The organism is Roseobacter sp. N2S (genome assembly GCF_031454055.1).
Taxonomy (GTDB): Bacteria; Pseudomonadota; Alphaproteobacteria; order Rhodobacterales; family Rhodobacteraceae; genus Amylibacter.
The window spans coordinates 130,498-155,658 of record NZ_JAVDQB010000005.1 but is presented as its reverse complement, the minus strand read 5'-3'; the positions used below and the strand labels follow the sequence as shown (position 1 = coordinate 155,658).

The 25,161-nt window shown below is 55.6% G+C and carries 23 protein-coding genes; 4 read left to right on the top strand and 19 right to left on the bottom strand.

Features of this window, described 5'->3' with window-relative positions; genetic code table 11:
- Positions 1-25: 25 nt before the first annotated feature.
- From GGE09_RS13560 to comD, 5 genes are read right to left on the bottom strand one after another with little or no spacing between them, the layout of a single operon-like run.
- The gene (locus GGE09_RS13560; RefSeq protein WP_309746681.1) at positions 26-484 is read right to left on the bottom strand and encodes a tripartite tricarboxylate transporter TctB family protein; all 459 of its coding nucleotides are present in this window, start codon (positions 482-484) and stop codon (positions 26-28) included.
- On the bottom strand, positions 481-1,986 hold the full coding sequence (locus GGE09_RS13555; protein WP_309746680.1) for a tripartite tricarboxylate transporter permease: 1,506 nt from the start codon (positions 1,984-1,986) through the stop codon (positions 481-483). The genes GGE09_RS13560 and GGE09_RS13555 overlap by 4 nt, the downstream gene beginning before the upstream one ends.
- A 29-nt stretch (positions 1,987-2,015) precedes the next feature.
- The gene (locus GGE09_RS13550; RefSeq protein WP_309746679.1) at positions 2,016-2,969 is read right to left on the bottom strand and encodes a tripartite tricarboxylate transporter substrate binding protein; all 954 of its coding nucleotides are present in this window, start codon (positions 2,967-2,969) and stop codon (positions 2,016-2,018) included.
- Between the two features lie 45 nt (positions 2,970-3,014).
- The gene (gene comE, locus GGE09_RS13545) at positions 3,015-3,578 is read right to left on the bottom strand and encodes a sulfopyruvate decarboxylase subunit beta (protein WP_309746678.1); all 564 of its coding nucleotides are present in this window, start codon (positions 3,576-3,578) and stop codon (positions 3,015-3,017) included.
- Positions 3,575-4,081, bottom strand: coding sequence for a sulfopyruvate decarboxylase subunit alpha (gene comD, locus GGE09_RS13540; protein ID WP_309746677.1), 507 nt, complete (start codon positions 4,079-4,081; stop codon positions 3,575-3,577). The genes comE and comD overlap by 4 nt, the downstream gene beginning before the upstream one ends.
- 134 nt (positions 4,082-4,215) lie before the next feature.
- Here comD and GGE09_RS13535 point away from each other — a divergent pair, with 134 nt between their 5' ends.
- A complete protein-coding gene (locus GGE09_RS13535; RefSeq protein WP_309746676.1) occupies positions 4,216-5,109 on the top strand; it encodes a LysR family transcriptional regulator in 894 nt (297 codons plus the stop codon).
- A gap of 99 nt (positions 5,110-5,208) precedes the next feature.
- Entirely contained in the window at positions 5,209-6,642 is a 1,434-nt protein-coding gene (locus GGE09_RS13530; RefSeq protein ID WP_309746675.1) for an FAD-binding oxidoreductase, read from the top strand.
- A 9-nt stretch (positions 6,643-6,651) separates the two neighbouring features.
- Here GGE09_RS13530 and GGE09_RS13525 read toward each other — a convergent pair whose 3' ends face one another.
- The 8 genes from GGE09_RS13525 to GGE09_RS13490 all read right to left on the bottom strand — a co-directional run bounded on the left by GGE09_RS13525 (position 6,652) and on the right by GGE09_RS13490 (position 17,540).
- Positions 6,652-8,418, bottom strand: a complete 1,767-nt coding sequence (locus GGE09_RS13525) for an AMP-binding protein (RefSeq protein ID WP_309746674.1) — start codon at positions 8,416-8,418, stop codon at positions 6,652-6,654.
- A gap of 14 nt (positions 8,419-8,432) precedes the next feature.
- A complete protein-coding gene (locus tag GGE09_RS13520) occupies positions 8,433-10,787 on the bottom strand; it encodes an amidase (protein ID WP_309746673.1) in 2,355 nt (784 codons plus the stop codon).
- Positions 10,788-11,504, bottom strand: coding sequence for an ABC transporter ATP-binding protein (locus tag GGE09_RS13515; RefSeq protein ID WP_309746672.1), 717 nt, complete (start codon positions 11,502-11,504; stop codon positions 10,788-10,790). It abuts the gene before it with no gap.
- On the bottom strand, positions 11,497-12,564 hold the full coding sequence (locus GGE09_RS13510; protein WP_309746671.1) for a branched-chain amino acid ABC transporter permease: 1,068 nt from the start codon (positions 12,562-12,564) through the stop codon (positions 11,497-11,499). Before GGE09_RS13510 ends, GGE09_RS13515 begins: the two co-directional genes overlap by 8 nt.
- Positions 12,564-13,430 carry an ABC transporter permease subunit gene (locus GGE09_RS13505; RefSeq protein WP_309746670.1) on the bottom strand — a complete coding sequence of 289 codons (867 nt, stop codon included), beginning with the start codon at positions 13,428-13,430 and terminating at the stop codon, positions 12,564-12,566. The genes GGE09_RS13510 and GGE09_RS13505 overlap by 1 nt, the downstream gene beginning before the upstream one ends.
- Before the next feature lie 93 nt (positions 13,431-13,523).
- Positions 13,524-14,744, bottom strand: coding sequence for an ABC transporter substrate-binding protein (locus GGE09_RS13500; RefSeq protein ID WP_309746669.1), 1,221 nt, complete (start codon positions 14,742-14,744; stop codon positions 13,524-13,526).
- Positions 14,745-14,781: 37 nt separating this feature from the next.
- Complete coding sequence (locus GGE09_RS13495; protein ID WP_309746668.1) at positions 14,782-16,377, bottom strand: flotillin domain-containing protein; 1,596 nt, start codon at positions 16,375-16,377, stop codon at positions 14,782-14,784.
- Between the two features lie 122 nt (positions 16,378-16,499).
- The gene (locus tag GGE09_RS13490; protein WP_309746667.1) at positions 16,500-17,540 is read right to left on the bottom strand and encodes a substrate-binding domain-containing protein; all 1,041 of its coding nucleotides are present in this window, start codon (positions 17,538-17,540) and stop codon (positions 16,500-16,502) included.
- A gap of 217 nt (positions 17,541-17,757) precedes the next feature.
- Here GGE09_RS13490 and GGE09_RS13485 point away from each other — a divergent pair, with 217 nt between their 5' ends.
- Entirely contained in the window at positions 17,758-18,189 is a 432-nt protein-coding gene (locus GGE09_RS13485) for a MarR family transcriptional regulator (protein WP_309746666.1), read from the top strand.
- A gap of 21 nt (positions 18,190-18,210) precedes the next feature.
- Here the strand turns inward: GGE09_RS13485 and GGE09_RS13480 are convergent, their stop codons facing one another.
- A complete protein-coding gene (locus GGE09_RS13480; RefSeq protein WP_309746664.1) occupies positions 18,211-19,725 on the bottom strand; it encodes an MDR family MFS transporter in 1,515 nt (504 codons plus the stop codon).
- Positions 19,726-19,851: 126 nt separating this feature from the next.
- Between GGE09_RS13480 and GGE09_RS13475 the strand changes: the two genes are divergently transcribed.
- Complete coding sequence (locus GGE09_RS13475) at positions 19,852-20,427, top strand: MarR family winged helix-turn-helix transcriptional regulator (protein ID WP_309746663.1); 576 nt, start codon at positions 19,852-19,854, stop codon at positions 20,425-20,427.
- 55 nt (positions 20,428-20,482) lie between these two features.
- On the opposite strand, the gene GGE09_RS13470 is transcribed toward GGE09_RS13475, so the two are convergent.
- Genes GGE09_RS13470 through GGE09_RS13450 form a run of 5 tightly spaced genes read right to left on the bottom strand, consistent with a single transcriptional unit; the run spans position 20,483 to position 25,135 of the window.
- Complete coding sequence (locus GGE09_RS13470; RefSeq protein ID WP_309746662.1) at positions 20,483-21,265, bottom strand: 2-oxo-hepta-3-ene-1,7-dioic acid hydratase; 783 nt, start codon at positions 21,263-21,265, stop codon at positions 20,483-20,485.
- Positions 21,266-21,274: 9 nt separating this feature from the next.
- The gene (locus tag GGE09_RS13465; protein WP_309746661.1) at positions 21,275-22,729 is read right to left on the bottom strand and encodes a 2-hydroxymuconic semialdehyde dehydrogenase; all 1,455 of its coding nucleotides are present in this window, start codon (positions 22,727-22,729) and stop codon (positions 21,275-21,277) included.
- 11 nt (positions 22,730-22,740) lie between these two features.
- The gene (locus GGE09_RS13460) at positions 22,741-23,418 is read right to left on the bottom strand and encodes a class II aldolase/adducin family protein (protein ID WP_309746660.1); all 678 of its coding nucleotides are present in this window, start codon (positions 23,416-23,418) and stop codon (positions 22,741-22,743) included.
- Between the two features lie 5 nt (positions 23,419-23,423).
- Entirely contained in the window at positions 23,424-24,281 is an 858-nt protein-coding gene (locus GGE09_RS13455; protein ID WP_309746659.1) for a VOC family protein, read from the bottom strand.
- Complete coding sequence (locus GGE09_RS13450; protein ID WP_309746658.1) at positions 24,278-25,135, bottom strand: VOC family protein; 858 nt, start codon at positions 25,133-25,135, stop codon at positions 24,278-24,280. Before GGE09_RS13450 ends, GGE09_RS13455 begins: the two co-directional genes overlap by 4 nt.
- Between the last annotated feature and the right edge of the window lie 26 nt (positions 25,136-25,161).

Below are 25,161 nucleotides of genomic sequence, written 5' to 3'. Positions count from 1 at the left end.
CAATGGGCGCTTTTGGGCAAAGGCTTCAGGGAAGCGGGACATGCAGGACATATTTAAACAGTGAAAAGAAACACACCATCACCACCGCGCCGCTACCCCAATACAATAGAACCGTGCGCAGCGTCCATTTATCATGCATCGCCGCGATCAACCCACCTGCAAAGGCAATCACACCCGCAGGCAGAAAACCGACTTTTGGCATCAACAAACAGGCGATCAACATGCTGAGCACCAGCACAATACGCCGCCACCAACTGCCCTGTCCGATGCCGCCGCGATCATTGGGTTTCAACAAGCGTGTGATGAATGAAATCCCTGCCGTGATGATCAGGATCACCGCAACCGTTTGAGGAAAGACCTGACTGTCTCGGTCTGTATAACTGGCGGCATCATACAAAGTGAAAGCCCCCGCTAGCATAAACATTGCAGACACAATCAAAGACCCGATTTGCCCTTCAGAGCGGGCCGCAGATGGTTGGCTCATGTGGTTGCCCCCTGTTTGGATTTCCGGTTTTTACGGGCCACAAAGATCGGCAGCAGCAAGGTTATCAGGGTAAAGGCGATGATGCCTTGTGAAATCGGTCGCCCGAAAAACATGCCAAACAGGTTATGTGTGGCGGCCCCGATGGTCCATCCCTGCACAAAGCCTTGTTCTGCAATGGGGCCAAGGATCAGGCCCAGAACGATGGGAGATGCAGCAAACCCGAACCGCGCCACAACCCAGCCAAACACCCCAAGACACAGCATGATCACCACGTCTGAAATACTGTTCCGGATCGCAAACGTCCCGATAATCGTCATGAAACCCACAGCAGGCACCAGCACCGCTTTGGGAATGGTGACAATGGATTTATAGGCATACCGCCCGATCAACAGGCCAATGGGCAGCATCAGAACCGTCGCCACAATCAACCCATAGATAAAGGTGTAAACGATAGAGCCGCTTTGCTGGAACATGGTCGGCCCCGTGCGCACGCCTTGCACCAGCAGCGCGCCCAGAACAATTGCGTCTGGCGGGGTTCCGGGGATACCCAGCACCAAAGTCGGGATGAAACCGCCGCCCACCGTGGCATTATTGGCGGATTCAACGGCAAGAATGCCGTCAGCTTCGCCCTCGCCGAATTTTTGGTGGGGTTTGGCGACACGTTTCGCCTCGGAATAAGCAACAAGCCCAGCAACGGACCCGCCTGCTCCCGGCAGAATGCCAACCAAAGTGCCGATCACAGAGGAGCGGATCAGGTTGAATTTTGATCGCATCGCGATGCGAAAAGCCTCGGCTATGCGTACTGTTTTCACGTCATCTTCGACTTTAAGATGTCTGTCAGGGACGGCCACAAGATCGATCAACACGGGAATACAATAGAGACCGATCAAAGTGCCCACCACGCCAAAGCCGCTGATTAAAGTTTGGCTGCCAAAGGTCAGACGGATGTCGGCGGAAATTTCAGCCACACCAACGGTGGACAGGATCATGCCGAATGCACCGCCCGCAAGCCCCTTCATCAGGTTGCCCGTGGACAGGGAAGCAATCAGCGACAGCCCAAAAATGGACAGCCAGAAATATTCGATGGGGCCAAAGGCCAGCGCGACCTTTGACAAAGGCGGGGCGAGCATCAGCAAGGCAAACGCCCCGACCAATCCACCGCAAACAGAAGCGAAACAGGCCAGCGCAACCGCCAGATCGCCATCCCCCCGTTTGGCCATGGGATAACCGTCAAAGGTTGTTGCAATCGCCGAAGGCGTGCCCGGCGTGTTCAAAAGAATGGCGGCATATGCCCCGCCATAAAGCGCGCCCGTATAAATCGCCCCCAGCAGGATCAAAGCCGAAGCCGGATCCATGCTGAAGGTGATAGGCACCAGCACCGCCAGTGCCATTGTGGCTGTCAGGCCGGGGATTGACCCTACGATTGTTCCTGCTGCGACACCGAACAACGCCAGCACCAAATTCAATGGTGACAGAGCGGTCAGAAAGTGATCCCAGTTCATATATGCCTCCCCGGCGTGATCACTCTTACTTACTTAATAAGACCGGCTTCGCGGGCGTCTTTCAGATACTCATCTGTCCGCGCCGCCATAAAGTCTTGCATCCCGGCCGCATCCACGTCGAGCATGGCAAACCCTGCGTCCAGCATCTTTTGGCGGAAGGCGTCATCCGCATTGATCGCGCCGATCATGTCGGACCACATTTTAGTGGTTTCTGCACTGGCTGTGTTTGGCAAAGCAATGCCGCGGTATGCGCCACCGATCATGTCAAAACCCAGCTCTTTGAAAGTCGGGACATCGGGAAACAACGGGTGGCGTTCTTCCATTGCGACGGCCAACATGCGCACCGCTTCGCCTTGGGCGGCCCCAACAGTGGTATAGCCCCATTCCGCTTTGACCTGATTGCCCAGCAATGCCGTCACCGCCGCACCCGTGCCTTTGAACGGTACATAGGTGGTGATCGCGCCTGTCATTTTGTCAAACTTGATCTGCGCCAGATGGTTTGCGCTGGCCTTGCCTGAACCCGAAATCGTCACCTCACCGGGGTGGGCTTTGGCATCGGCAATCAAATCATCCAAGGATTGATAAGGGCTGTCTGCCGGAACAATCAATGCATCAGGCGTAAAGTGGAACATGTAAAACGTGTTCAGATCAGCCGTGGTAAAGCCCACATCTTTTTGCGCGGGTTTGATCACGATATGGGGCAGGTTCACGCCCATAATGGTCTGGCCGTCCCCGTTCAGAGTGTTCAAAGACGCCCAACCCACAGCGCCACCGCCGCCCGGTTGATAAGATACAACCAAGTCCTGACCGAATTTATCTTTGAAAAACGGCTGTTGTAGCCGCGCTGAAATGTCGGATTCCCCCCCAGGACCAAATGGGATGATGTAATTCACCGGCCCGCTTAGGTCTGCTGCCGCGGCTGTCCCAAAGCTCGCGATCATGGCCAGTGCTGCACCGGTCTTCAAAATGGATCTTCTCAGCATAATTGTTCCTCCCTATTGTGCTGTGTCGATTATGTTAGTGTTTTATCAGGTGTTTGCCGCCTTTAGTGCTGTCATAAATCTGTCTCTAATCACAACTGGATCTTTGGTAATAACGGGCACCTTAATATTTCCACTCTCGCATTTACACACGATGATTGTCATCTTGTCACTAGCGATTGCGTCCCGCATCACATCCGCGCAGTCTTCGGCCTGACATTCAATCACCGTTTCACAGCCACACGCGGTGGCCACCGCTGCCAACGAGGTTTTCTTCCCCGCATAGGTCGGCTGATCCCCCGTCGAGCCGTAACTGCCGTTGTCGATAATCAGCAGGATAAAGTTATCCGCCACATTATTGGCGATCGTCGGCAGGGTGCCAAAGTTGGTCAGAACCGAACCGTCCCCGTCAATGGAAATCACTTTTTGCTTTTGCGCCAGCGCCACCCCCAACCCGATGGACGAAGACAACCCCATGGTCCCGAGCATGTAAAAATTGGTCGGCTGGTCATCCATCATATGCAGCTCCTGACTGGGCAGTCCGATGTTGCACACAACAAACTGGTCGGAAATGACAGGAATAAGGGTCTTCAAAACTTCAGAACGTATCATTGGTCGCCATAGCCTCCCCAGAAGGTTGCGTCGGTCAGGATTGCGACCGGTTTGTTGCACATGAAGGTGTATTTCAGGATTGTATCCAGCTCATCCGCGTCAGATTGCTGGTGAAAATGATAGGTTGGGATATGCAGCTGGTTCAGCAACGCCTTGGTATGAACCGCCATTTCCGCCTGACAGGCGACGGGTTCTTTCAATTCCCCACGGTAGGAAATCAACATAGGCAACGGCATGCGGTAGAATTGCGTCAGCGTTACCAGCGTGTTGATGGTGACCCCGATGGCGGTGTTTTGCATGATGATCGCAGAGCGTTTCCCCCCCATAAAGGCCCCCGCGCAGATGCCGATTCCCTCATCCTCTTTGTTGGAGGGGATATGGTAAATGTCCTTGCAGGCATCAATTTCGTCAATAACACCAGCTAGTTGCTTACACGGCACGGTCGTCACCAGCTCGATCCCGTTGTTCACAAAATCCGCGACGATCTTTTTGTCTATTCCCACGATTCCACCCTAAATATAATGTCCCTTTCCACCGTTGATGTAAAAATAGCTTAAATCAAATCATTATTATTTGCGTTTATGTAAAGCGATCATTTATTAAAGGGCAGCAAACCCGAAACTGCAAAAGCATACAGATGACCATATCCCTGTTCAAAACCCTGATCGCCATTTCCGAACACGGCAGCTTCAGCGCCGCCGCCGAAAAAATCTTTGTGACCCATGCGGCAGTCGGGCAGCAGATGAAACGGCTGGAAGACTCGTTGAACGTCACCCTGTTTGACCGCTCTGCCAAGACCCCGCGTCTGAACCAATTGGGCAAGGCACTGGTGCCAAAAGCCAAAGCCGTGGTCGCGGAATATGAAACCATCCTTGACGATTTAACAGGCGATCCCCGCATGATCGGAGAGTTGGTTTTAGGCGCTGTGCCGTCAACCATTCGCGGCCTGATCCCGAAATCCATCAAACGGCTGATGGAACTTTACCCTGATCTGCACATCCGCGTGGTGCCTGAATTGTCACCCAACTTGCTGGAACAAGTGGAGCGCGGTACGCTGGATGCCGCCGTGCTTAGCGAACCAACCCGCCTGTCACGCAACCTGAACTGGATGCCATTTGTTGAGGAAGAACTGGTGCTGCTGACCGCGCCTGAAGTGACGGAAAACGATCCTTTCGAAATCCTCGCCACCAAACCCTATATCCGCCACACGCGCCAAGCCTCGGTCGGGATGCTGGCCGAGGAATGGTTGTCAAATAACAAAGTTACCGTGCATGACGCGATGGAAATGGGCTCGCTTGAAAACCTGTCAAGCATGGTGGCCCATAACCTTGGGGTCTCTGTCGGGCCGAACATCTGTGTACCTGATCCGATTTTTGAAGGCCTGCGTAAAATCCCGCTTGGGCCGACCACAACTGCGCGCACCTTGGGGATATTAACCCGTTCGGATTGCTCTAAAATACAGTTGGTCCACCGTCTGTTTGAACAGATTTGTTCCACCGTCGAAGACCACCATCCGGGGCGGGTTTTGTAAATTTATCTTTACAAGAAATAAAATTGATATGATTTGCGCAAGGAAATCTTTCAGTTAGCATTGGCAGAGCATGCCACAATTTACGGATCAGACGACACAATGACATCAGGTTTCACCACACCCGACGCACAGGGTTTCGCCGATCTTAAAGCTATTGTCGGGGCCACAGGCTGGAAGACCGGCGCCGATATGGAACGGTATTTCGACGACCCGCGCGGGCGGTTCACAGGACAGGCCGCGCTGATCCTTTTGCCCGAAAACACCGCGCAAGTGTCTGAAATCGTAACATATTGCAACGCTGCAAAAATCGGCGTCATTCCGTATGGCGGTGGCACGGGCGTCGTGGCTGGGCAATTGTCCATCGACAGCCCCAGTGCGGTGATCGTATCCTTGGAACGGATGAACCGCGTGCGCGATATCTCGGTTGAGGATGGTGTCATGGTGGCCGAAGCGGGCTGCATTTTGCAAGACATCCACGACAAAGCCACGGATCAGGATTTGATGTTCCCCCTTAGCATGGCATCCAAGGGCAGTTGCTGTATCGGCGGCAATCTGGCGACAAATGCGGGGGGAATTCAGGTATTACGCTATGGCAATGCGCGAGATTTATGCCTTGGCATCGAAGCGGTCCTGCCAGATGGTTCAATATTAAACGAATTAAGCCCCCTGCGCAAAAACAACACCGGCTACGACCTGCGCCACCTGCTGATCGGCAGTGAAGGCACCCTTGGCATTATCACCGCAGCGACCCTTGTGCTAAAGCCTGTGGACCCTGAATCCGTCACCGCTTTTTGCGCTTTGCGGTCCCACAGCGACGCGGTGCAGGTCTACAAACAACTGCGTAAAATTCTGGGCGACTGCATGTCTGCGTTTGAATTGATGAGCGGCTTTGGCGTAGATTTGGTGCGCCATCATTTCCCCAAACTGCCCGCTCCGTTCAGCGAAAAATATCCTTGGCACCTGCTGTTGCAATTCGATGGTCCCGTTGGCCTGACCCAAAAAGTAGAAGAGGGTCTGACCTCATTTTTTGAACAGGATTTGATGTTGGATGCGGTGGTTGCACAATCCCAAAGCCAAAGCGAAGACCTGTGGGCGCTGCGTGAAAACACGCCTGAAACCAACCGCCTGACGGGGGCGTTTTGCAACAGCGACACCTCGGTCCCGATCAACCGCATTGCCGATTTCGTTACCCAGACCGAAGACGCCCTGTGTGCTATTCATTCGGGTCTGCGGATCAACAGCTACGGGCATATCGGGGACGGGAATATCCATCACAATGTCTTCCCGCCCGAAGGCATTGCTAAGGCGGATTTTGTGAAAGCCCACCCTGAAATCATCGACGCAGTGCGTATGGCGATCAACGAAGTGACCCATCAAAACGGGGGCTCGATCAGCGCCGAACATGGCATCGGCAGGCTAAAAACCGATGATCTGAAAACCTATGCCACCGCCACAAAATACGCCGCCCTTGGGGTGATAAAAGCGGCGTTGGATCCCAATAACATTATGAATCCGGGTGTATTGCTGAAGTAAACGCCCCCCCTAGCCAGACACCCGCCCTGCGTTTTTGATCATCCAATCCCGCATCACAAATTTCTGCGGTTTTCCGGTGATCGTCATCGGAATTTCATCCACAATACGGATGTGTTTCGGCACTTTGTAATGGGCAATCTGGCCCGCGCAAAAGGCGGTGATCTTTTCGGCTGTCAAATCCGCACCAGGATTGGGGATCACCCAAGCGCAAACTTCTTCACCCAGTTTTTCATGGGGGATACCAAAGACTTGAACTACAGCCACATCAGGATGACGGAACAGATATTCCTCAATTTCGCGGGGATAGATGTTTTCGCCGCCCCGTATGATCATGTCTTTGACACGCCCCACGATGGAACAAAAACCGTCCTCATCCAGCACCGCCAGATCGCCTGTCAGCATCCAGCCGTCTTTGATGCTCTCAGCCGTTTTTTCGGCCTCATCCCAATAGCCCTTCATCACCGAATACCCCCGCGTACACAGTTGGCCTTGGGTGCCAACTGGCACAATCGCGCCCGCGTCGTCGATGATTTTAACCTCTAGGTGGGGGTGCACCCGCCCCACCGTGCCACAGCGTTTTTCCAGCGGGTCATCCCCGAAACTTTGGAACGATACAGGCGCTGTTTCGGTCATGCCGTAGCAGATTGTGACTTCGGACATATGCATCCGCGCGATGACGCGCTGCATCACCTCCATCGGGCAGGGTGCACCCGCCATCACACCAGTACGCAAAGACGATAGATCGCAGGGCTGGTTGTCCAGTTCCTGTAACATGGACACAAACATTGTAGGCACACCGTAAAGTCCGGTGCAACGTTCGGCTTCAACCGCTTTCAGGGTGGCGACGGGTTCAAAACCCTCGGTTGGGAACACCATCGTCGCACCTTTGGTAACACAGCCAAGCGCGCCCATCACCATGCCAAAACAATGGTACAGCGGCACCGGAATGCACAGTTTGTCCATCTCTGTCAGATTGATCCGCCCGGTCACAAACCGCGCATTGTTCAGGATATTATAATGGGTCAGCGTCGCCCCTTTGGGCGCACCCGTGGTGCCAGAGGTAAACTGGATATTAATCGGATCATCCGGATCAAGACTGGCGTCAATGGAGGCAAGCCGCAACTGCTGGGATGGCCCGCCAAGGTTTGCCACCTCGTCAAAGGTAAAGACACCTTTGCCCGCATCCGCGCCCATGGCGATAACGATTTTCAGATGAGGTAGACGGGCGGATTGCAACCGGCCCGGTGTGCAATCATCCAGTTCCGGCGCCAGATCCCGCAGCATCTGCATATAGTCCGAGGATTTAAACGCCTGCGCCGTGACAATCGCCTTACACGACACTTTGTTCAGCGCATATTCCAGTTCAGACAGGCGATAGGCAGGGTTGATGTTCACCAGAACCAGCCCGATCCGCGCGGTGGCAAATTGGGTCAGCACCCATTCATAACGGTTGGGCGACCAGATGCCGATGCGGTCGCCTTTGTTCAGCCCAAGCGCCAACAGACCCGTAGCAAGGGCGTCAACCTCGCGGTCAAAATCATAATAGGTCAAGCGGCGGTTTTGAAACGGCACCACCAAAGCATCGCGCGGGCCGTGGCGTGCTACGGTATCGCGCAGCATTTGGGGGATGGTCTGGAATAACAACGGTTCAGCGCTGTCCCCCACCACATAAGACTTGCCGTCTTTGGGCGAAAGGCTCCCCCCGTCAACCTGCGCTTGCGCAGCAGTGATTGGGGCAGAAAGGGTCTGCGCCAGACTTTCGTTCAATATGGACATGACAATTCCTCCTCCTAAAACACACGCCAATCGCCGGATTGTTCAAAACTATGGGCGGCTTGGTAAATCCGCATTTCGTCATAAAACCGCCCAACCAGCGTCATCCCAATCGGCAACCCCTCGGACAGACCGCAGGGCAGCGACATGGCTGGCAATCCCGTAACATTGAAAGGGGCTGTATTGCCAACCATTTCAAACGCCCGCTGCACGTAAAGCGAGATCGAGCAATCCGCAGCCGGAATCTGTTGCGGCTTCATTGGCACGGTTGGCATCAACAGCAAATCCACCTCGTTCAGTGCAGTTAGATAGCTTTGTTTGACGTTGCGCATCAGGTTTTGCGCCTTGCCGTAATAGCGCCCGCGATATTGTTCCTGAAAATACTCTCCCAGAAACATACAGGTTTTAAGCGAATGGCTTAACTCATCCGCCCGATTACGCCAGTGGGACACCTGATCCATCATCGAGGGCAGGAACATCCCGCGATAATTGGTGCCGCCACTGTTGCCATGCATCATGTGATCTTGCAGCCCTTCAACGGTGATTGCGGTCCATAGATCAGAGGCAAAGTTATGATCTTCGATACTGATCTCGCGCACATCCGCGCCCAATTCGCGGAACCGTTCGGCGGCGGCCAGCACTTTGTGATCCACGTCCTGTTCGCTTTCGGGGCGGTTGAACCCCTCTTTCAGAATGCCAATGCGCAGACCCCGACAGCCACGGCCCAAGGCCTCGGTGTATTTATAGACCTTGGGTTTATACTGGCGCGGGTCCAGGTCGTCTTGGCCCGCCAGAACTTCTAGGAACAGCGCGTTATCCGCGACAGTTTTGGTGACGGGGCCAAGGTGATCAATGGTCTGTTCCACAGGGGCAACCCCCGTATAAGGCACCAGCCCGTGGGTCGCCTTCATCCCGTAAACCCCACAGTTCGACGACGGAATCCGGATTGACCCGCCCTGATCCCCCGCAATCGCCATATCCACTTCGCCCGCTGACACCAGCGCAGCAGAGCCGCTGGAAGACCCGCCCGCCATAAAGCCGTGTTTCCACGGATTGTGGACGGGGCCGGTGGCGTTGGTGTGCGACCCGCCCGACAGACAGAAATTTTCGCAATGGGCTTTGCCTGCGATGGTGCCGCCTGCGTCCAGAATGCGGGTGACGATGGTGGCGTCCACTTCGGGGGTATAACCCTCCATGATGGATGACCCGTTCATCATCGGAACCCCCGCCAGACAAACCGTGTCTTTCAAAACAATCCGTTTGCCCCGCAGCGGGCCATCTACCGCGCCTTTGATTTCAGTTTTGTAATACCATGCGTTCAGGCGGTTGTCGGACGGGTTCGGGCGATAACCGGGGGCGCGGGGATAGCGGACCTCGGGCAGGTTATCGGGGGTGGCGTCGATACGGTCATAGGCCTGAATATAGGGCTCCATGATTTCATTATATTCGGACAGTTCGGCATCGGTCAGATTCATGCCGAATTTTGCGGCCATAGCGCGCATTTGTGTCAGGGACGGGCGTTTGATGGTCATGGATGTCACCGCAGGTTTGAGGGTGGGAATGGGTTGGGACGGGCTGGCGGCATTGGCTGGCCCCTGCCCGTTTTGGCGGGTTTGCACGGGGGCAGCACCGCGGGTGGATCGGGCGGTGCCAAAGCCCAAAAACTGATCCACTTTGGATTGATCCGCCAGATCGGCCTTGGTCAGTTCCCCCGAAATGCGCCCCCGTTCCAGCACCAGCACGCGGTCAGACAGATCGGCGATGAAGTCAAAGTTCTGTTCCACCAGCAAAATGGACAGCCCCCGTTTGGCCCGCAGGTCCAGCAAGGTTTCGGCCATTTCTTCTATGATCGAGGGTTGGATGCCTTCGGTTGGTTCATCCAGCAACAGAAATTCGGGCGCACCCATCAAACACCGCGCAAGGGCGAGTAACTGTTGTTCCCCCCCCGACAGCGCGCCACCTTCACGGGTTAACAATGGCTCAAGCCTTGGGAAATCCGCCAGCACTTCGGCCAGCGTGTCGCTTTCGCTGCCCTGCCCGTGATCCTGATAGGCAAAACGCAGGTTGTCATGCACCGAAAGCTGGGGAAAGATTCCGCGCCCCTGTGGTACATAGCCCACCCCCAGATTGGCCCGCGCATTGGGGGTTAACCCGTTCAGGTCACTGTCATAAAACCGCGCGTTCCCCGCCGTGGCCGGCAAAAACCCCATCAGGGTTTTCAACAGGGTAGATTTACCCATCCCGTTATGCCCCAGCACGCCGACAATTTCATTTTCACCCACACAGAACGACAGCCCGTGCAACACCGGCACTTTGCCATAGCCCCCCGACAGCCCGTTCACATCAAGGCATATTTCGCGATCTTCTTGCATTTACGCCTTCTTTCCCAAATAGACATTGCGCACCGTGGGGTCTGCCATGACGCGGTCCACGTGATCTTCCATCAGCACGGCACCTTGGTGAAACACGGTAACGGTTGTGGCGATAGAGCGGATGAATTGCATGTCATGTTCGACGATAACCACCGCTGTGGTTTTCAACATATCGTGGATGATTTCGGCCATGCGATCCACGTCTTGGGCCGTCATGCCAGCGGCGGGTTCATCCAGCAGTACCAGCCACGGGTCGCCTGCCATCACGATGCCCAGCTCCACCCGCTGGCGTTCACCGTGGGCCAGCCGCCCCAGCTCTGCCTTGGCAATTGGACCCAGCGACAGGCGGGTGATCACCTCGTCTGTTTTGCGGTTTGCCTCGGTCACCGACAGAAACCGCCGCGCAGACAACCAGATATTTTCATAGGCCGATAAACCGTCCAGCACGCTTGGCACCTGTGTTTTGATCCCGACCCCAAGAGCAGCAATCTGGTGCGGCGCCCAGCCCGTGACCTCATCGCCGCGCATGAACACCTGTCCACTGGTGGGGGTCAGCAGCCCCGTGACACATTTGAAAAATGTACTTTTACCCGCGCCGTTTGGCCCGATCAGGCAGCGTAATTCGCGCGCTTTCAGTTTGAAATTAACATTGTTCGACGCCACAACCCCGCCAAACCGCATGGTCAGGTTTTGGGTTTCAAGAATGGTCTCAACCATGGGACACCGCCTTTTCCTGACGGGCCGCATTACGGGTGGCCGCGCGCGTGGCCCGCCCTGCCCTGCGCCCGCCACGTTTGACCCGCCGCCCAAAACTGGCCGCCCACAGATTTACCACGGCAGGCACAATACCTTTGGGCAGGAACAGCACAAACAGCACCAGAATAAGACCCGTTATCATCGTGTTATCCACCACGGATTGCTGTCCCAACAGAAATTTTAGATAGGCCAGCCCCGCCGCCCCAAGGATCGGACCCAGCCGCGTGCCAAGCCCGCCAACAATGCACCAGATGATGATTTCCGCCGATTGCCCAAGGCTGAACAGACCCGGCGTCACGATTTCCGCCCAATTGGCATAAAGCCCGCCCGCCAGCCCTGCGATGGCAGCGCCAATGGCAAACAGAACCGTTTTGCGTGCGCGGGTGTCATAGCCCATCAAAGACATACGCTGGTCGTTTTCGCGGATGCCAATGGCGATCCGCCCAAAGCTGGACCGCAGCAGCCAGGTCACCAACAAATAGACCCCCAGCACCGCGCCAAAACAGACGTAATAAAAACTGTCCCCCCAGATATAATCATCTGGTCGCCCCGGAATATTCAAGGTTTGAAACCCCGGAATGCCGTTGAACCCCCCAAGCCGCGCCGTGCCGATCACATATTCCGGCCCCGCAGTAGAATTGATAAACTTGAACAGGATCAGCGTGACCACCAGCGTAATTACCCCCAGATAGACATCTGCCAACCGCCCGTAAAACATCATCGCCCCCAGCAAGGCCGCGAACAGGGCGGGCACAAGGATCGACAGGATCATCGGCAGCGTGCTCTCGCCGATATTCACCGCTGCAATCGCATAAGTGTAAGCGCCAAGCCCGAAAAACGCGGCCTGACCAAAACACAAGATACCCCCGAAACCCCAGATCAACCCAAGGCTTAGCCCCAGCAGGCCATAGATCAACAGGATCGACAGGGTGAAAGTATTGATCGCAAAGGGCAGCAGATAGACCGCAGCCAGCCCGATCAGCAGGGTTGTTATCAGCTCTTTTTGCCAAGGGCTCTGCATCACAGTTTTCCTTTGAAAAATCGCGCTGTGACCCCTTGGGGCAGCAGACGCAGCAAAATGACCGCGGCGATCAGCATGGCCACATCGCCCATGACCGCCGACACGGAAAAGGAAAACACCTGACCAATGACCCCGAATATTCCCGCGCTCGACAGCAAACCTGCAATCAAGGACGGCCCGCCAGCGATCACGGTGATAAAGGCCTTGGCGATAAACGCGCCCCCCGATGTGGGCACCAACCCGACCAGTGGCGCCAGCACCGCTCCCGCCAGACCAGACAGGGCAGAGCCTGCAAAAAACGTGGCCATATAGATACGATCGGGCGAATACCCCAAAGCCGCCGCCATGTCAGAGCGCTGCATAGTGCCCCGCGCGATCAGCCCCAGCCGCGTGGCTTTAAGCACAAACAACATGCCAAGGATCAGCACGATCGACACAATGATAATAAAAAAGTTATAGCCGTTGATCTGGTAATCCCCGACAGCAAACCCCGAAATCGGGGCGGAAATTCCGGTGGTGGTATTGCCAAAAATCATCGTGGCGGCTCCGATGAACAACAGGCTTAACCCCCAAGTGGCCAGCATGGTATCCACCAGCCGCCCGTAAAGGTGCCGGATCACCAGCCGTTCGACCACCAGCCCGATCAGCCCCACAATCAACGGCGCGACAATCAGCATGGCAATGAAAATATTCACCCCAAGATTGACCGCCGTAATGGTGGCATAGCCCCCCAGCATCATGAATTCACCATGGGCCAGATTGATGACTTTCATCATGCCAAACACCACAGCCAGACCCGCGCTGATCAGCACAAGCGAGGCAACGGCGTAGAGCACCTCAACGATGACAACGACGGTGAAATCCATAACAGCCCTTTGTTTGGGAATGGTCAGACAGCCCGTAAGGGCAAAAGTGGCGACAGGGCGGAACCCCTGCCCTGTCGCCAGTGGGGAGAAATCTTAGAATTTGATTTCGTATTGGGTGTTGTCATCCGGATTTTCCGCCAGATCACAAACCGCTTGGGTATCAACCGGCTGGCGCTGGGACAGGGTTTCAATCACCTTCATGCCCTGATTTTCCATCTCCATGATGTGAACATCCAGAATGGCGTGGTGGGTTTTGGGATCAATGGTAATGGTCCCCGCCGGGCCTTCGATAGAAATGCCGGTTTCCAGCGCTGCAATCACCGCATCCCGTTCAACCGAGCCTGCAACCCGCACGCCCTCGGCCCAGGTCAGAACGCCCTGATAATGTGACACAGCCAATTCGTGGATTGCAGAGCTGTCCCCATAGGCCGCCGCCCATTTTTCCTTGAACGCGGTATTCGCGGGCGTTTCCAACTCTTGGGAATAGTTATAGGCCACCATAATCCCGTCCCCTTCGGCAGCGGTCAGAACTTTATGTTCATTGCCCACACCCAAAGTGGTCGAGGCCAGCGCGATTTTGTCTTTCATGCCAGCCGCTGCCCATTGGCGGAAGAACGACAGATGCGCCCCGCCAACCAGTGGCGCGATCACCAGATCAGGACCGACCGACTGGATTTTGGCGATGGTAGAGCCAAAGTCGGACACATCCAGCGGGAAGAAATCTAGCCCGACAGTTTCGCCGCCATTATCGGCCACATATTTCTTGATCCATTCCGCAGTGATCTGGCCATAGTTGTAATCGGCTGCCAGAATATAGACCTTCTTGCCGGATTTCCCCATGGCGTAGGGGACCAAAGCCTCGGCTTGTTGGGCGGGTGTGACCCCGTCGATAAAGATATTGCGATCACAAACCCCGCCTTCGTAAAGTGCGTTATAGAAATACAGGGTTTTGGATTTGCGCATGGTCTGGCGGATTGCTTCGCGCGAAGCAGACAGAATACCGCCCTGCACCACATCCACTTTATCCTGCCGCACCAGTTGTTGGCCGTATTGGGTATAAAGCGCCATGTCTGATTGGGTGTCATAGGCGATCACTTCGACCTGTTTGCCCAGCAACCCGCCGCTTGCGTTTATTTCATCCACCGCAAGGCGCATGGCCATATCCATCGGCTTGCCATAGGCGTCAAATCCGCCCGACGTATCAAGAACCGATCCCAGTTTGATCGTGTCAGCGGCCAGTACAACCGTCGGAAATGCTGCGGCCCCTGCCAATGCAGTGGTTGAGGCCAGAAACTGTCTTCTATTCAATGACATGGTAGTCTCCCTTGTTGGTTTTGTGGTTGGTTTTTTGTTATTTTTCTTCGGGTTTTGTTTTGATCCGGTTGGCATAATCCGCTGTGCGCCCGGCAAGGTTGGCATCGAAATCCAACCCGATTTCCTCTCCCATCTGTTTCATCGCAGGCAAACGTACCGCCATGCCAAGGATCTGGTCCATCGCCGCCCCGAAGGCCCCGTCTACACCGCTTGTGGCCCCCTCGCCCGATCCGCCCATTCCGCTGATCTGGTTGATGCGGATCGAGTCGATTTTTTCCACGGGTTTCATCATCTGGGTCATGATTTCTGGCATACGATCCAGTTTGTGTTCTTCCAGACGCATGGCGATGATCGCAGCACTCAGGCCGTTTTCAGCGGCAATCTGGGCGGCACGGCCTTTGGCTTCGGCTTCCATCCGATGTTGTTCGGCGCTGGCTTTGGTCTGGGTGGTTTTGGCATCCGCTTCGGCCTGTTCCAACTGGGTCGCAGTGGCGCTGCGGGCCTTTGCGGTTTCCACAGCCAGATCTTTCTCCACCCGCAACAAAGACACTTCCCGCTCCCGCTCGGCGATGGCTTTTTCCTTTTGGGATTGCACGGATTCCGCCGCCAGCAAGACCTGCGCACGAGAGTTTTCTTCGGCAGCTTTCACCCCCGCCTCTTCGGAACGAAGCCGCGCCAGTTTCATATCATTGGCGATTTTTGTTTCTTCCAGCGCAAGGATTGCTGCCATTTCCGCGCGGCGCAACGACTCGTCGTTTTTCACTTTGGCAGCGGCAATATCCTGTTGCTGTACAATTCGCGCAGTTTCCGCCGAGCGTTCGGCCTCTATCTTGCGCACCTCTGACAGCGCATGGGACTCTGCCTCTAGGCGGGTCAGATGTTCGCGCTGTGCAATTTCGGCTTCCCGTTCGGCGCGATCAATATCAAGGCGGCGTTGGGATTCCACCAGACGGCTTTCGCGCACAGAGATTTCGGTTTCGGTTTCGATCAAAACCCGTTCCTTGCGCTGATCCGCCACCAGTTGGGCAACGCGGCGCATGCCTTGGGCGTTGAACACATTCTGTTCGTTCAACTGCGCAAAATCACTTTGATCCACTGACAACAGCGCCCCTGAAATCAGTTCCAGCCCCAGTTTGGCCAGTTGGATGCCAACGGTATCAGACACTTCGGCGGTAAAGGCGGCGCGGTCGGTGTGAATTTCGCTAAGATCGCGGCGCGCGGCGGCGTTTTGCATGGCGTTGATGACGGTGCCAGACACCAAGTCCTCGATGTCCGCGCCAGAGCGCGAAATCCGCCCTGCCAGCGACTGGGCTGCCAACGCAACCCCGTCTGGCGTCGGAGAGACCCGCATTTCAAACGCCATTTCAACATCGGCCCGCAGCCTGTCGCCGGTCATCAAGGACGCGCTGCCTTTACGATCCAGCCGCAGGGTCATCGCCCCCATGGAAACCCGTTGGGTTTTATGCAGGATCGGCAGGGAAAAACAGCCCCCGTCCAAAATGACCCGCTGCCCGCCAAGCCCCGTACGCACCAGTGCCACGTCCCGTGATGCAGTGGCAAAATAGCGGTGGAAAAACCAGATGCCGATCAACAGAACGACCAAGGCCAGGATAAATACGAAAAACACCACCACTGCGATCTCCTTTGGACTGTAGACCGCAGAACAGTTCTGCTGGCCTCGACTCTCGTGAGATCAAGGGTTCCTTAATTAACTTTCCATTTCAAGTATTTTATTTTCTATTTCAATTAATTTAATTAGTCTATTGATTTAAATAACTTTTTCTCAACGTGAAACAGCATACCATCGGCACGGGCCAGATAGATCGACAATGATTTTCTGTCGTTGGATACAAAATTCGAGCTGCGCACACTTTTGTAGGGCAAGGGGCCTTGTGCGGCGAAATCAGGTTGATTCCAACCCTCGGTAGATCGTGACAAAAGCCCTGCAAGGAACTGCACACCTTCATAGGTAGACTGCCCCAAAGCGTTTAACATCGGGGCCCGTTCGCCGTGCAATGTGTGGTATTTTTCCTTAAACGCTGCATTGCGTTCGGTGCTGAGCGCGGCAAAATAGGACGAGGATGAAAACAACCGTTTCAAGGCTTTCTCACCACTGGCCAAAAGGCTGTTTTCCTCAATCGCGCAGGACAGACGGATCATATGGGTATGGGCGTCCAACTCTCCGAAATTGCGGTTGAACTGCACCGCGTCCTGCCCGACCAGTGAAATTAGAACCGCCTCACTGCCAGCAGCAACAATATCTTCGATCTCTTGATAAAAGTCCGCCTGCCCGAACGGCAGGTAGCGTTCATAGCTTAAACTAGCCCCTAAAGCCGCGACTTTGGATTTGGCATAGGCGTGGGACGTGCGCGGCCAGACGTAATCATTGCCAATCAGCGCCCATTTTTTCGGGCGGTATACAGATTGAAGATGTTCGATGGCGGGGCCAAGCTGTTGGGACGGGGTCTCGCCAATGGTGAAAATACCTTTGCCGTGTTCGCCCCCTTCATAAAGCGGGGTGTAGATATAAGGCACGCGCCCCTGCACAACCTTGCTTAGGCGTTGGCGCATGGCACTGATGTGCATACCGACAATGGCGTCGATGGAACCAGTTTCAATCAGCGAATTGATCAGGTCCTCAACCGGTGCGTTGGTTTCTATTGCGGTGTCGACCATGATTAACTGGATCGGACGCCCTGCAATGCCCTCGCCTTTGTTCAGCTCGTCCACGGCCACTTGCGCGCAGGCAATACAGGACGGTGCCCAAAGCCCGGCCGAGCCGCACATGGGAATCAAAAGTGCAATCCTGAAGGCCTTGTTATTCGCAAGCAGTCCCTGATCATATGGGGACGCCACGGTTTGGGGCACCGAGACAGCGGGGGGTTTCCAAATTGAAAGTAAAGGCGACAAAAGAACGTCCTTGCGATATGTCGCTATCGCAATTGATTTCGCTTTCCAAGTCAACTACTTTAATACACAGGGACATAATACAGGGGGCTTAATGAGGTAAACAATGACACGAGATTCAATGCCACTGGATAAATATTTCGCTTATGCGGTCGCTTCTGCGCATCGCAGGTTGCATACTGGCCTTAACAAAAGCCTGAGGGCTTATGGGGTGCAGGTCGAGGTGTGGCGTGTTCTGGAAACATTGAATCAAACAAACGGCCTAACCATGAGCGAATTGGCCGATATTGTTTTGATGAACCCTCCTGCCCTGACGAAAATGGTCGATCGTATGGTCGCCGAAGGTCTGGTTCAGCGTCAGATGGACAGCGGAGATCAACGGCGTGTGAACCTTGTGCTGACCGATATGGGACTTGATCTGGTTCAGGCCGTGCGCGCGCCTGTAGACGAACAAAACGCCGCCGTGATTGCGCAGCTTGGCCCGGAAAAGGCCAAACTGATTCGCGAAGCCCTTGTTATCCTTGAACAACAGCTTTGAAAGACCATAGGTCTTCGCGGATTATTCCCCTTTAGGAACCATCCGCGAAGTCAGAGGAATTTCTTTTAAGAACCACGCAAAGATCAGGCCGACAGCCCCTAACCCTGCAGCCAGCAGATAAATCGGGTGGATCGACGACACCACGGATTCTGCCAGATGTGCGCGGGCCTCAACCGGCATTTGTGCCAGCATTGCGGGGCTGACCTGTAGCCCTTCGCCCGCGGTTTCCACAGCATCGCCGACCAGTGCGGCCATGCGGGATGAAAAGATTGCCCCGAACACAGCCACCGCCAACGACCCACCAATTTGGCGGAACATCAATCCCGCAGCAGTGGCTGTGCCAAGCTGTTCGCGGGGCACTGCGTTTTGTACGGCAGTGGTCACCACCGGGAAAATACAACCCATGCCCGCGCCGACCATAGCTAATGATATGGCAAATACCGGTGTTGTTGTGTCCACTTGCAAGCGGCTTAGCAATAACATGCCGATGATCAAACAGCTTGTGCCAATGATAGGCAACCAGCGGTATTTGCCCGTGCGCCCCATAAACCGCCCCGACAAAGTAGAGGCCGTGAGGATGCCGAATGTCATCGGGATCAGCATCAAGCCTGACACTGTCGGCGTCGTCCCTTTGGCAATTTGCAAATAGATAGGAAGGAAAGTCAGCGACCCGAACATGGCCGCACCTGCCACAAAACCGATGATGCTGGTGACCCAAAAGACGTTCTCTTTAAACAGGGTCAGGGGCAGCAGTGGTTCTTCGGCGCGTTTTTCTGCCCAGATAAATATGGCAAGGGCCAGAACGGCTGTGATGCCCATGCCGATGACTTCGACAGAATCCCAGGCGAATGTGCGCCCGCCCAAGCTGGTCAACAGCGTCAACGAGGCCAGCGTGACCGAAAGCGAGGCCGCACCCGTCCAGTCGATCTTGCGTTTGACGCGGCGCCCTGTGGGGCGAAAGCTGACGCCAAAACCGATAACCGCCAGCAGACCCAGTGGGATGTTGATGTAGAAAATCCAGTGCCACGTAAAGGATTCAACGAACCAGCCGCCCAGCAGGGGGCCAACAACCGAAGACACCGAAAACACCGCCGCAAAGACACCTTGCACTTTGCCACGGTCTTTGGGCGCAATCACATCGCCGATCACTGACAGAGCCAGAACAAACAGTCCGCCACCGCCAAGCCCCTGTAAAGCCCGCGCGCCGATCAAAAACGTCATGGAGTTGGCCAAACCGCATAGGGCCGAGCCGAGCAGGAAAATACTGACCGATACAAAAACCGTGTTCCGCCGTCCGTAAAGATCGCCAAGTTTCCCATAAATCGGCGCGGCCACGGTTGAAGCCAGAATATACGCGGTCACAACCCAAGACAGATGATCCAACCCGCCAAGGTCGGCCACAATCGTCGGCAAAGCAGTTGAAACAATCGTTTGATCCAGCGAGGCCAGCAACAAAAGCAAGCCGATCGAAGCAACGATCAGCATCAGGTTTTGCGGTTGGGCGTCTGGTAGGTCTGTGGGGCTGGCAGCGGTCATGGGGACTCCGGTTTACGACATCACAACGAGTCAAAGGACGAGGTGGTGATTAAGGGTGCTTGATTTATATGTCAATGTCATATAAATGCGCTTCACAATTAGTTTCCAGGAAGAAACATATCAGAAATGACCGTGAACGATACAAATGCACCCTCAGGATTTCCCGCATCGAAAAGGCTTGGTGCGGCGGTTCCGGAACAATTGGTCGAGCACGGGTTCCCCCAAGACGTGGCAGAGGCGATGGTGGCCTTTGACGCCGCTAGTTTTGTTCTGAAACATGCGTTGATGAAAGGCGACCTGCCAAAGCAGGTGATCGCATCGTTGGGTTTGGATCTGGAGTTGCAACACTTCCACTGCCTGACCGCAATCTGGCGGATTCAATCGGGGCTTGGCCGCAGGTCTGCCGCGCAGGCAACCATCGGGTTACTGGCAGAAGAGTTGAACATCGACCCGTCGCGCGCCAGTCGGGTGACAACCGATCTGGTGACCAAAGGATACTTGCGCCGCGAAGCCGCACAGGATGACGGGCGCAAATCGGTCATGGTGTTCACCCCTAGCGCCCATAGTGTTTTTGCAAAATTCAAAGATATTAAATGGTCAAAATACATAGACGTGTTTTCACAGTGGGAACACGATGACATCCTGACCTTCAGCCGCTTGTTTAACCGCTATTGCACGGACTGGCAGGAAACCAATAGGTGACCATCCCTTAAGGCAGAAAAGCGCGGGCCATTGCCAGCCCACGCCTGAAGTCAATTCAAACGAACTGCACCGCTACAGACCCAAGCGGGCCAAAATCCGCGTGCAGCGTGTCGCCTTTTTCGGCCCAAACCGGACGGGTAAAACTGCCAGACAGCATCATGTGCCCCGGTTCCAGTACGGTGCCAAAGGGCGCCAGTTTATTGGCCAGCCAAGCAATCGCCATAGCGGGATGCCCCAGCACACCGCAGGCCAGACCGGTTTCTTCGATCTGGCTGTTGCGATAAAATGCAGCCCCGACCCAGCGTAAATCCACGTCTTCAGGGCGCACTGGCCGCCCCCCCAAGACGATGCCAGCAGCCGCGCCGTTATCCGCCACAGTATCAAAAATCTTGCGCGGCTCGGTCACGCGGGCGTCGATGATTTCAATCGACGGGATCACCCATTCAGTGGCCCGCATCACGTCGATCAGGCCAATATTCGGCCCCTGCAACGGTTCCTTCAGAATGAAGGTCAGTTCGGGTTCCACACGCGGCACGCAGAAATCGTCAAACTGCACTTTCGCGCCGTCTTGCAGCACCAGATCATCGAACAAATAACCGTAATCCGGCTCATCAATCTTTGATGCGGCCTGCATTGCTTTTGATGTCAGGCCAATTTTATGGCCAACTATTTTAGCCCCCTCAGCCACCTTTGCCGCCGCAACGGCGCTGGAAATAGCATAGCTGTCGGCGATTTCGATGTCTGGAAACATTTCAGACGGGCGGCGGCCCTGCACCTTGGTACGGTGGCTTTCCAACAACCCATCGACGGCGATTTGGCGGTCTTTTTCACTTAGCATAGTTTGTCCTTACAGCTTGATGCACACGTTACGCAGTTCTGAATAAAATTCGAGCGAATGCACCCCGCCCTCGCGGCCGATCCCGCTGGCTTTCGATCCGCCAAAAGGCGTGCGCAGATCGCGCAGGAACCAGCAATTTACCCAAGTAATCCCGACCTCAATCTGGCTGGCAACGCGGTGGGCGGTGCCAAGGTTCTGGGTCCAGATTGTAGTGGCCAGCCCGTAGGGCGAATTATTGGCCAGCGCGACGCCTTCTTCTTCGGTGTCAAAAGGGCAGATATGGGTGCAAGGGCCGAAGATTTCCTCGGTAACAACAGGATGGTCTTCGGGCAGGCCGGTCCAGACGGTGGGCTCCACCCAATACCCGCCCTTATGTTTTGGCATGTCAGGCACGCCGCCACCTGCCAGAATTTCAGCGCCACCAGCGCGGGCTTTGTCATAATATGACAGCACTTTATCGCGGTGTTCCGCAGAAATTACCGTGCCCATCGTAGTAGCAGCATCAAACGGATCGCCCAGTTTATAGCTGCGCGCTTGTTCGGCCAGACCCGCGCAAACCTGATCATAAATCCCGCGCTGCACATACAGGCGTTCGGTGCCCAGACAGACCTGCCCCGTATTGGCAAAACAAGCGCGCCCGATGCCCTCAATTGTGGCGGCAAGATCGGCATCATCAAAGATGATACCTGCGTTTTTTCCGCCCAGTTCCAGCGAAACAGGCCGCACACCGTTGGCCGCTGCCTTCATGATTGCCTCACCCGTGCGGGTTTCGCCCGTAAAGGTGATCCCGTCCACGCCCGGGTGACTGGTCAGGAATTCACCCGCCGCATCCGGCCCAAAGCCGTGTACCACATTATAAACCCCGCGCGGGATGCCGACGGCGTTCATCACTTCGCCCAGCAATGTGGCGGTGGCGGGGGTTTCCTCGGATGGTTTCACCACAACCGTATTGCCGCACGCCAGCGCTGGTGCGACTTTCCATGTCATCAGCAACAGCGGCAGGTTCCACGGGCAGACCACGCCGATTACACCGCGCGGGCCGCGCAACGCATAGTTCAATGCGCCGCCACCATCAGGCGTGGCCATTTCAAAAGTCTCGGTGCTCGACGTCAGGATCTGATCCGCAAAAACGTTGAAATTTGCAGCCCCACGCGGAATGTCGATGTGACTGGCAATGCTACGCGGTTTGCCCGTGTCACGGATTTCCGCCGCAAGGAATTCATCAAACCGCGCGTTGATCCCGTCGGCCAGTTTGCGCAGCAATGCCACACGTTCAGGCACGCTCATCCGCCCCCAAGGGCCTTTCAAGGCCGCCCGCGCCGCGCCGACCGCCGCATCCACATCATCGCGCCCCGCAGCCGAGGTTTCGCCAAAAACTTCGCCCGTTGTGGGGAAGTGGTTGGCGAACGTGCCGCCTGATCCGGCGGTGAATTCACCGTCGATAAAGTTAAGTATCTTTTGCACTGATTTGTCCTTTAGTTCTGCTGCGACAATTCGGGATCGCCATAGCTTAGATAGTCCCACATACGTTCGAAAATGCGCCCTTGTTTGGTGGCGCGCGCCGCCGCATCCGCGCGGTTGATAATAGGGGCATTGGTTTGCCCCGCGTTCAGCGCCGCCAGTTCAACACGGCACATGTCTTCGAGATACCACGCCAGCCCCACGGCCTCGGGTAGGGTTGCGCCCGCGACCACTGCGCCATTGCCCCGCATCATCACCCCTGCGCTGTCACCCATGGCATCAATCACCCCAATCGCGCGGTCGTCATCGCGGACCAATTGGACATCATCCCACAGCCCCACACGCGGTGCGAAATACGTACCAAATCCGTGGCGGATTTCAGGCACCAACCCCAAGGCGGCCAGTGCCATCATATTTGGCCCCATAAAACGGACCACACCGCCAGCTTCGGGGCGGCGGGCATAGATTTGCTGGTGTAAACGCACCTCGCCCAGCACACCTTCGGGAAGGGGGCCAGTCACGGGAACGTTTGGGCAGGTTTGACCGATTTGCACATGTTCCATCGGCACAGAAGGGCAGACCAGAAACTGATCCGCATCGACGCGGGCCGAACAATGGCCATAGGCATGCACCAACCCCGCACGGCCAAGGGCGCGGGCAGCGATACGGGTAATACGCGAAAGATCTTGCATCTGCATCAATCCTTAAACGCGGCAATATTGGGGGCGGACCCCCATTTGCAGAACCCTTTGGGTTCAAAGTGAAACTGACGATTGCGCCATAGGGGTTCGTCGTGAATTTCCACAACGCCGCTGGAATATTCAAAGGTCATGCCCTCGGGGCCGGTGAAATACAGAAACTCTGCCGAAGACGTGGGGTGACGGCCCGGTCCGAAGGTCACATTCACCTGATTTTCCACCACAAAGTTAAAACTGCGCTGGATGTCATCGGTGCCGCCGACCTGGTGGTTGATGTGCTGGATACCCGGTTTGTGATAGGGGAACAGCGCGATGGAATGGTGGATGGTGCCAAGTCGCATCAAAGGCGCATCGCCGATCCGGTCTGAAACCCGCGCGTTGCACACTTGGGTCCAGAACAATTCATCCCGTTCCAGATTATCCGAACACAGGCCCACATGGCTGAACCCCGTGATCCCCGCATCCCGCGTGCCGTGATAGGCCCGCGCGGTGGTATCAGGGCGCAGCACAAATTCGATCCGGTTGCCCATCGGATCGTTGAACCCGATAAATGCGGCCACATGGCGCAATTCGCATTCCTCGCGGGTGCCATAATGGATGCTATGCCCCAAACCGTCGAGCGTGGCCCCTGCCCTGTTCAAATCCGCAGCCGAACCGATTTCAAACGCCGTGGTTTGATCGGCTGGATCGCCATCGAAATAACACAGTGTATGCTGGCGGGCATCCGATTTGAAATACACAGCGCCCGGACGGCGGCCCGAAACCTCTAGCCCGAGGATATTGACCGCATACCATTCCGCACCTTCCAGATCGCGGGTGCCCAGACGGCAATAGACCACATCTTTCAGTTCAATCATGATTTTGACCCTCCGTTGAATTCGGCCATGGTGCTGGGCGATCCCCATGCGCAATGGCTTAGGGATTCATCTGGAAACTGGCGCGGTCCGTTTGGTGCGACAGGTTCCATCGGCGTGGCGTAAGTGTAGAGAATATCGCCAAGCCCCTTGGTGCTGACAAACCGCGACCCCGATGTGGGCTGGTGCCCCGGTCCGTGGGCCACAGGCAATTGGCGGGCCTGCATGAAATACCAGTTCCGCATGACGTGATCCACGTCGCCCACACCAAAGGTGATCCCCAAAACCCCGTCCAGATCGGACGGATAGAGCGCAATCCGATGATGGGCGCCGTCAATATTGACAAAGACCGCCTGTCCTGCCCAATCGGACACAGTGCCCCCGATGCCATCAACCCAGAAAGCCTCATCCGCCTGAACATCGCGGCAGGCCAGTTGAACCGCTTGTAGTTCGGTAATCCCCGTGGGGCGCGGCCCGTGAAATGGCCAGCCTGAGGTCAAAGGCCGCCAGATGACATCGACCATCACACCGTTCGGGGCGGCAACCGTTAAACCCGTTTTAACCTGACGCGCGCTGGCCTGTTCATCGCTCAACCACTGCGGCGCAAACCCTGCCCCTGTCAGACGCTCAAAAGCAGCGTCCAGTTCCGCCCGTTCGCCAACTGTAATCCCGACAGACGCCGCGCCGTTCAGCGCATAGCACAGCGCATGGTTGCGGGCATCGGATCGGAAATAAACGGCGGTGTCATTGCGGTCTTCCAGCTTTAACCCCAGAATATCACTGCCAAATTCAGCGGCGGCATCAAGGTTGGGCACAGGCAGGCGCAAGTAGCGCAGATCGCGGTAGGGGGCAGACATAAAGTACTCCTCTCGGGTGGGCCGGA

Bases quoted from the DNA above. Each gene is read 5' to 3' on its own strand.
- GGE09_RS13480 (WP_309746664.1), bottom strand. From the start codon at position 19,725: ATGACCGCTGCCAGCCCCACAGACCTACCAGACGCCCAACCGCAAAAC.
- GGE09_RS13510 (WP_309746671.1), bottom strand. From the start codon at position 12,564: ATGCAGAGCCCTTGGCAAAAAGAGCTGATAACAACCCTGCTGATCGGG.
- GGE09_RS13460 (WP_309746660.1), bottom strand. From the start codon at position 23,418: ATGCAAGATCTTTCGCGTATTACCCGTATCGCTGCCCGCGCCCTTGGC.
- comE (WP_309746678.1), bottom strand. From the start codon at position 3,578: ATGATACGTTCTGAAGTTTTGAAGACCCTTATTCCTGTCATTTCCGAC.
- GGE09_RS13555 (WP_309746680.1), bottom strand. From the start codon at position 1,986: ATGAACTGGGATCACTTTCTGACCGCTCTGTCACCATTGAATTTGGTG.
- GGE09_RS13505 (WP_309746670.1), bottom strand. From the start codon at position 13,430: ATGGATTTCACCGTCGTTGTCATCGTTGAGGTGCTCTACGCCGTTGCC.
- GGE09_RS13525 (WP_309746674.1), bottom strand. From the start codon at position 8,418: ATGTCCATATTGAACGAAAGTCTGGCGCAGACCCTTTCTGCCCCAATC.
- GGE09_RS13450 (WP_309746658.1), bottom strand. From the start codon at position 25,135: ATGTCTGCCCCCTACCGCGATCTGCGCTACTTGCGCCTGCCTGTGCCC.
- GGE09_RS13485 (WP_309746666.1), top strand. From the start codon at position 17,758: ATGACACGAGATTCAATGCCACTGGATAAATATTTCGCTTATGCGGTC.
- GGE09_RS13535 (WP_309746676.1), top strand. From the start codon at position 4,216: ATGACCATATCCCTGTTCAAAACCCTGATCGCCATTTCCGAACACGGC.
- GGE09_RS13475 (WP_309746663.1), top strand. From the start codon at position 19,852: ATGACCGTGAACGATACAAATGCACCCTCAGGATTTCCCGCATCGAAA.
- GGE09_RS13455 (WP_309746659.1), bottom strand. From the start codon at position 24,281: ATGATTGAACTGAAAGATGTGGTCTATTGCCGTCTGGGCACCCGCGAT.
- GGE09_RS13550 (WP_309746679.1), bottom strand. From the start codon at position 2,969: ATGCTGAGAAGATCCATTTTGAAGACCGGTGCAGCACTGGCCATGATC.
- GGE09_RS13520 (WP_309746673.1), bottom strand. From the start codon at position 10,787: ATGCAAGAAGATCGCGAAATATGCCTTGATGTGAACGGGCTGTCGGGG.
- GGE09_RS13515 (WP_309746672.1), bottom strand. From the start codon at position 11,504: ATGGTTGAGACCATTCTTGAAACCCAAAACCTGACCATGCGGTTTGGC.
- GGE09_RS13470 (WP_309746662.1), bottom strand. From the start codon at position 21,265: ATGCTAAGTGAAAAAGACCGCCAAATCGCCGTCGATGGGTTGTTGGAA.
- GGE09_RS13560 (WP_309746681.1), bottom strand. From the start codon at position 484: ATGAGCCAACCATCTGCGGCCCGCTCTGAAGGGCAAATCGGGTCTTTG.
- GGE09_RS13530 (WP_309746675.1), top strand. From the start codon at position 5,209: ATGACATCAGGTTTCACCACACCCGACGCACAGGGTTTCGCCGATCTT.
- GGE09_RS13500 (WP_309746669.1), bottom strand. From the start codon at position 14,744: ATGTCATTGAATAGAAGACAGTTTCTGGCCTCAACCACTGCATTGGCA.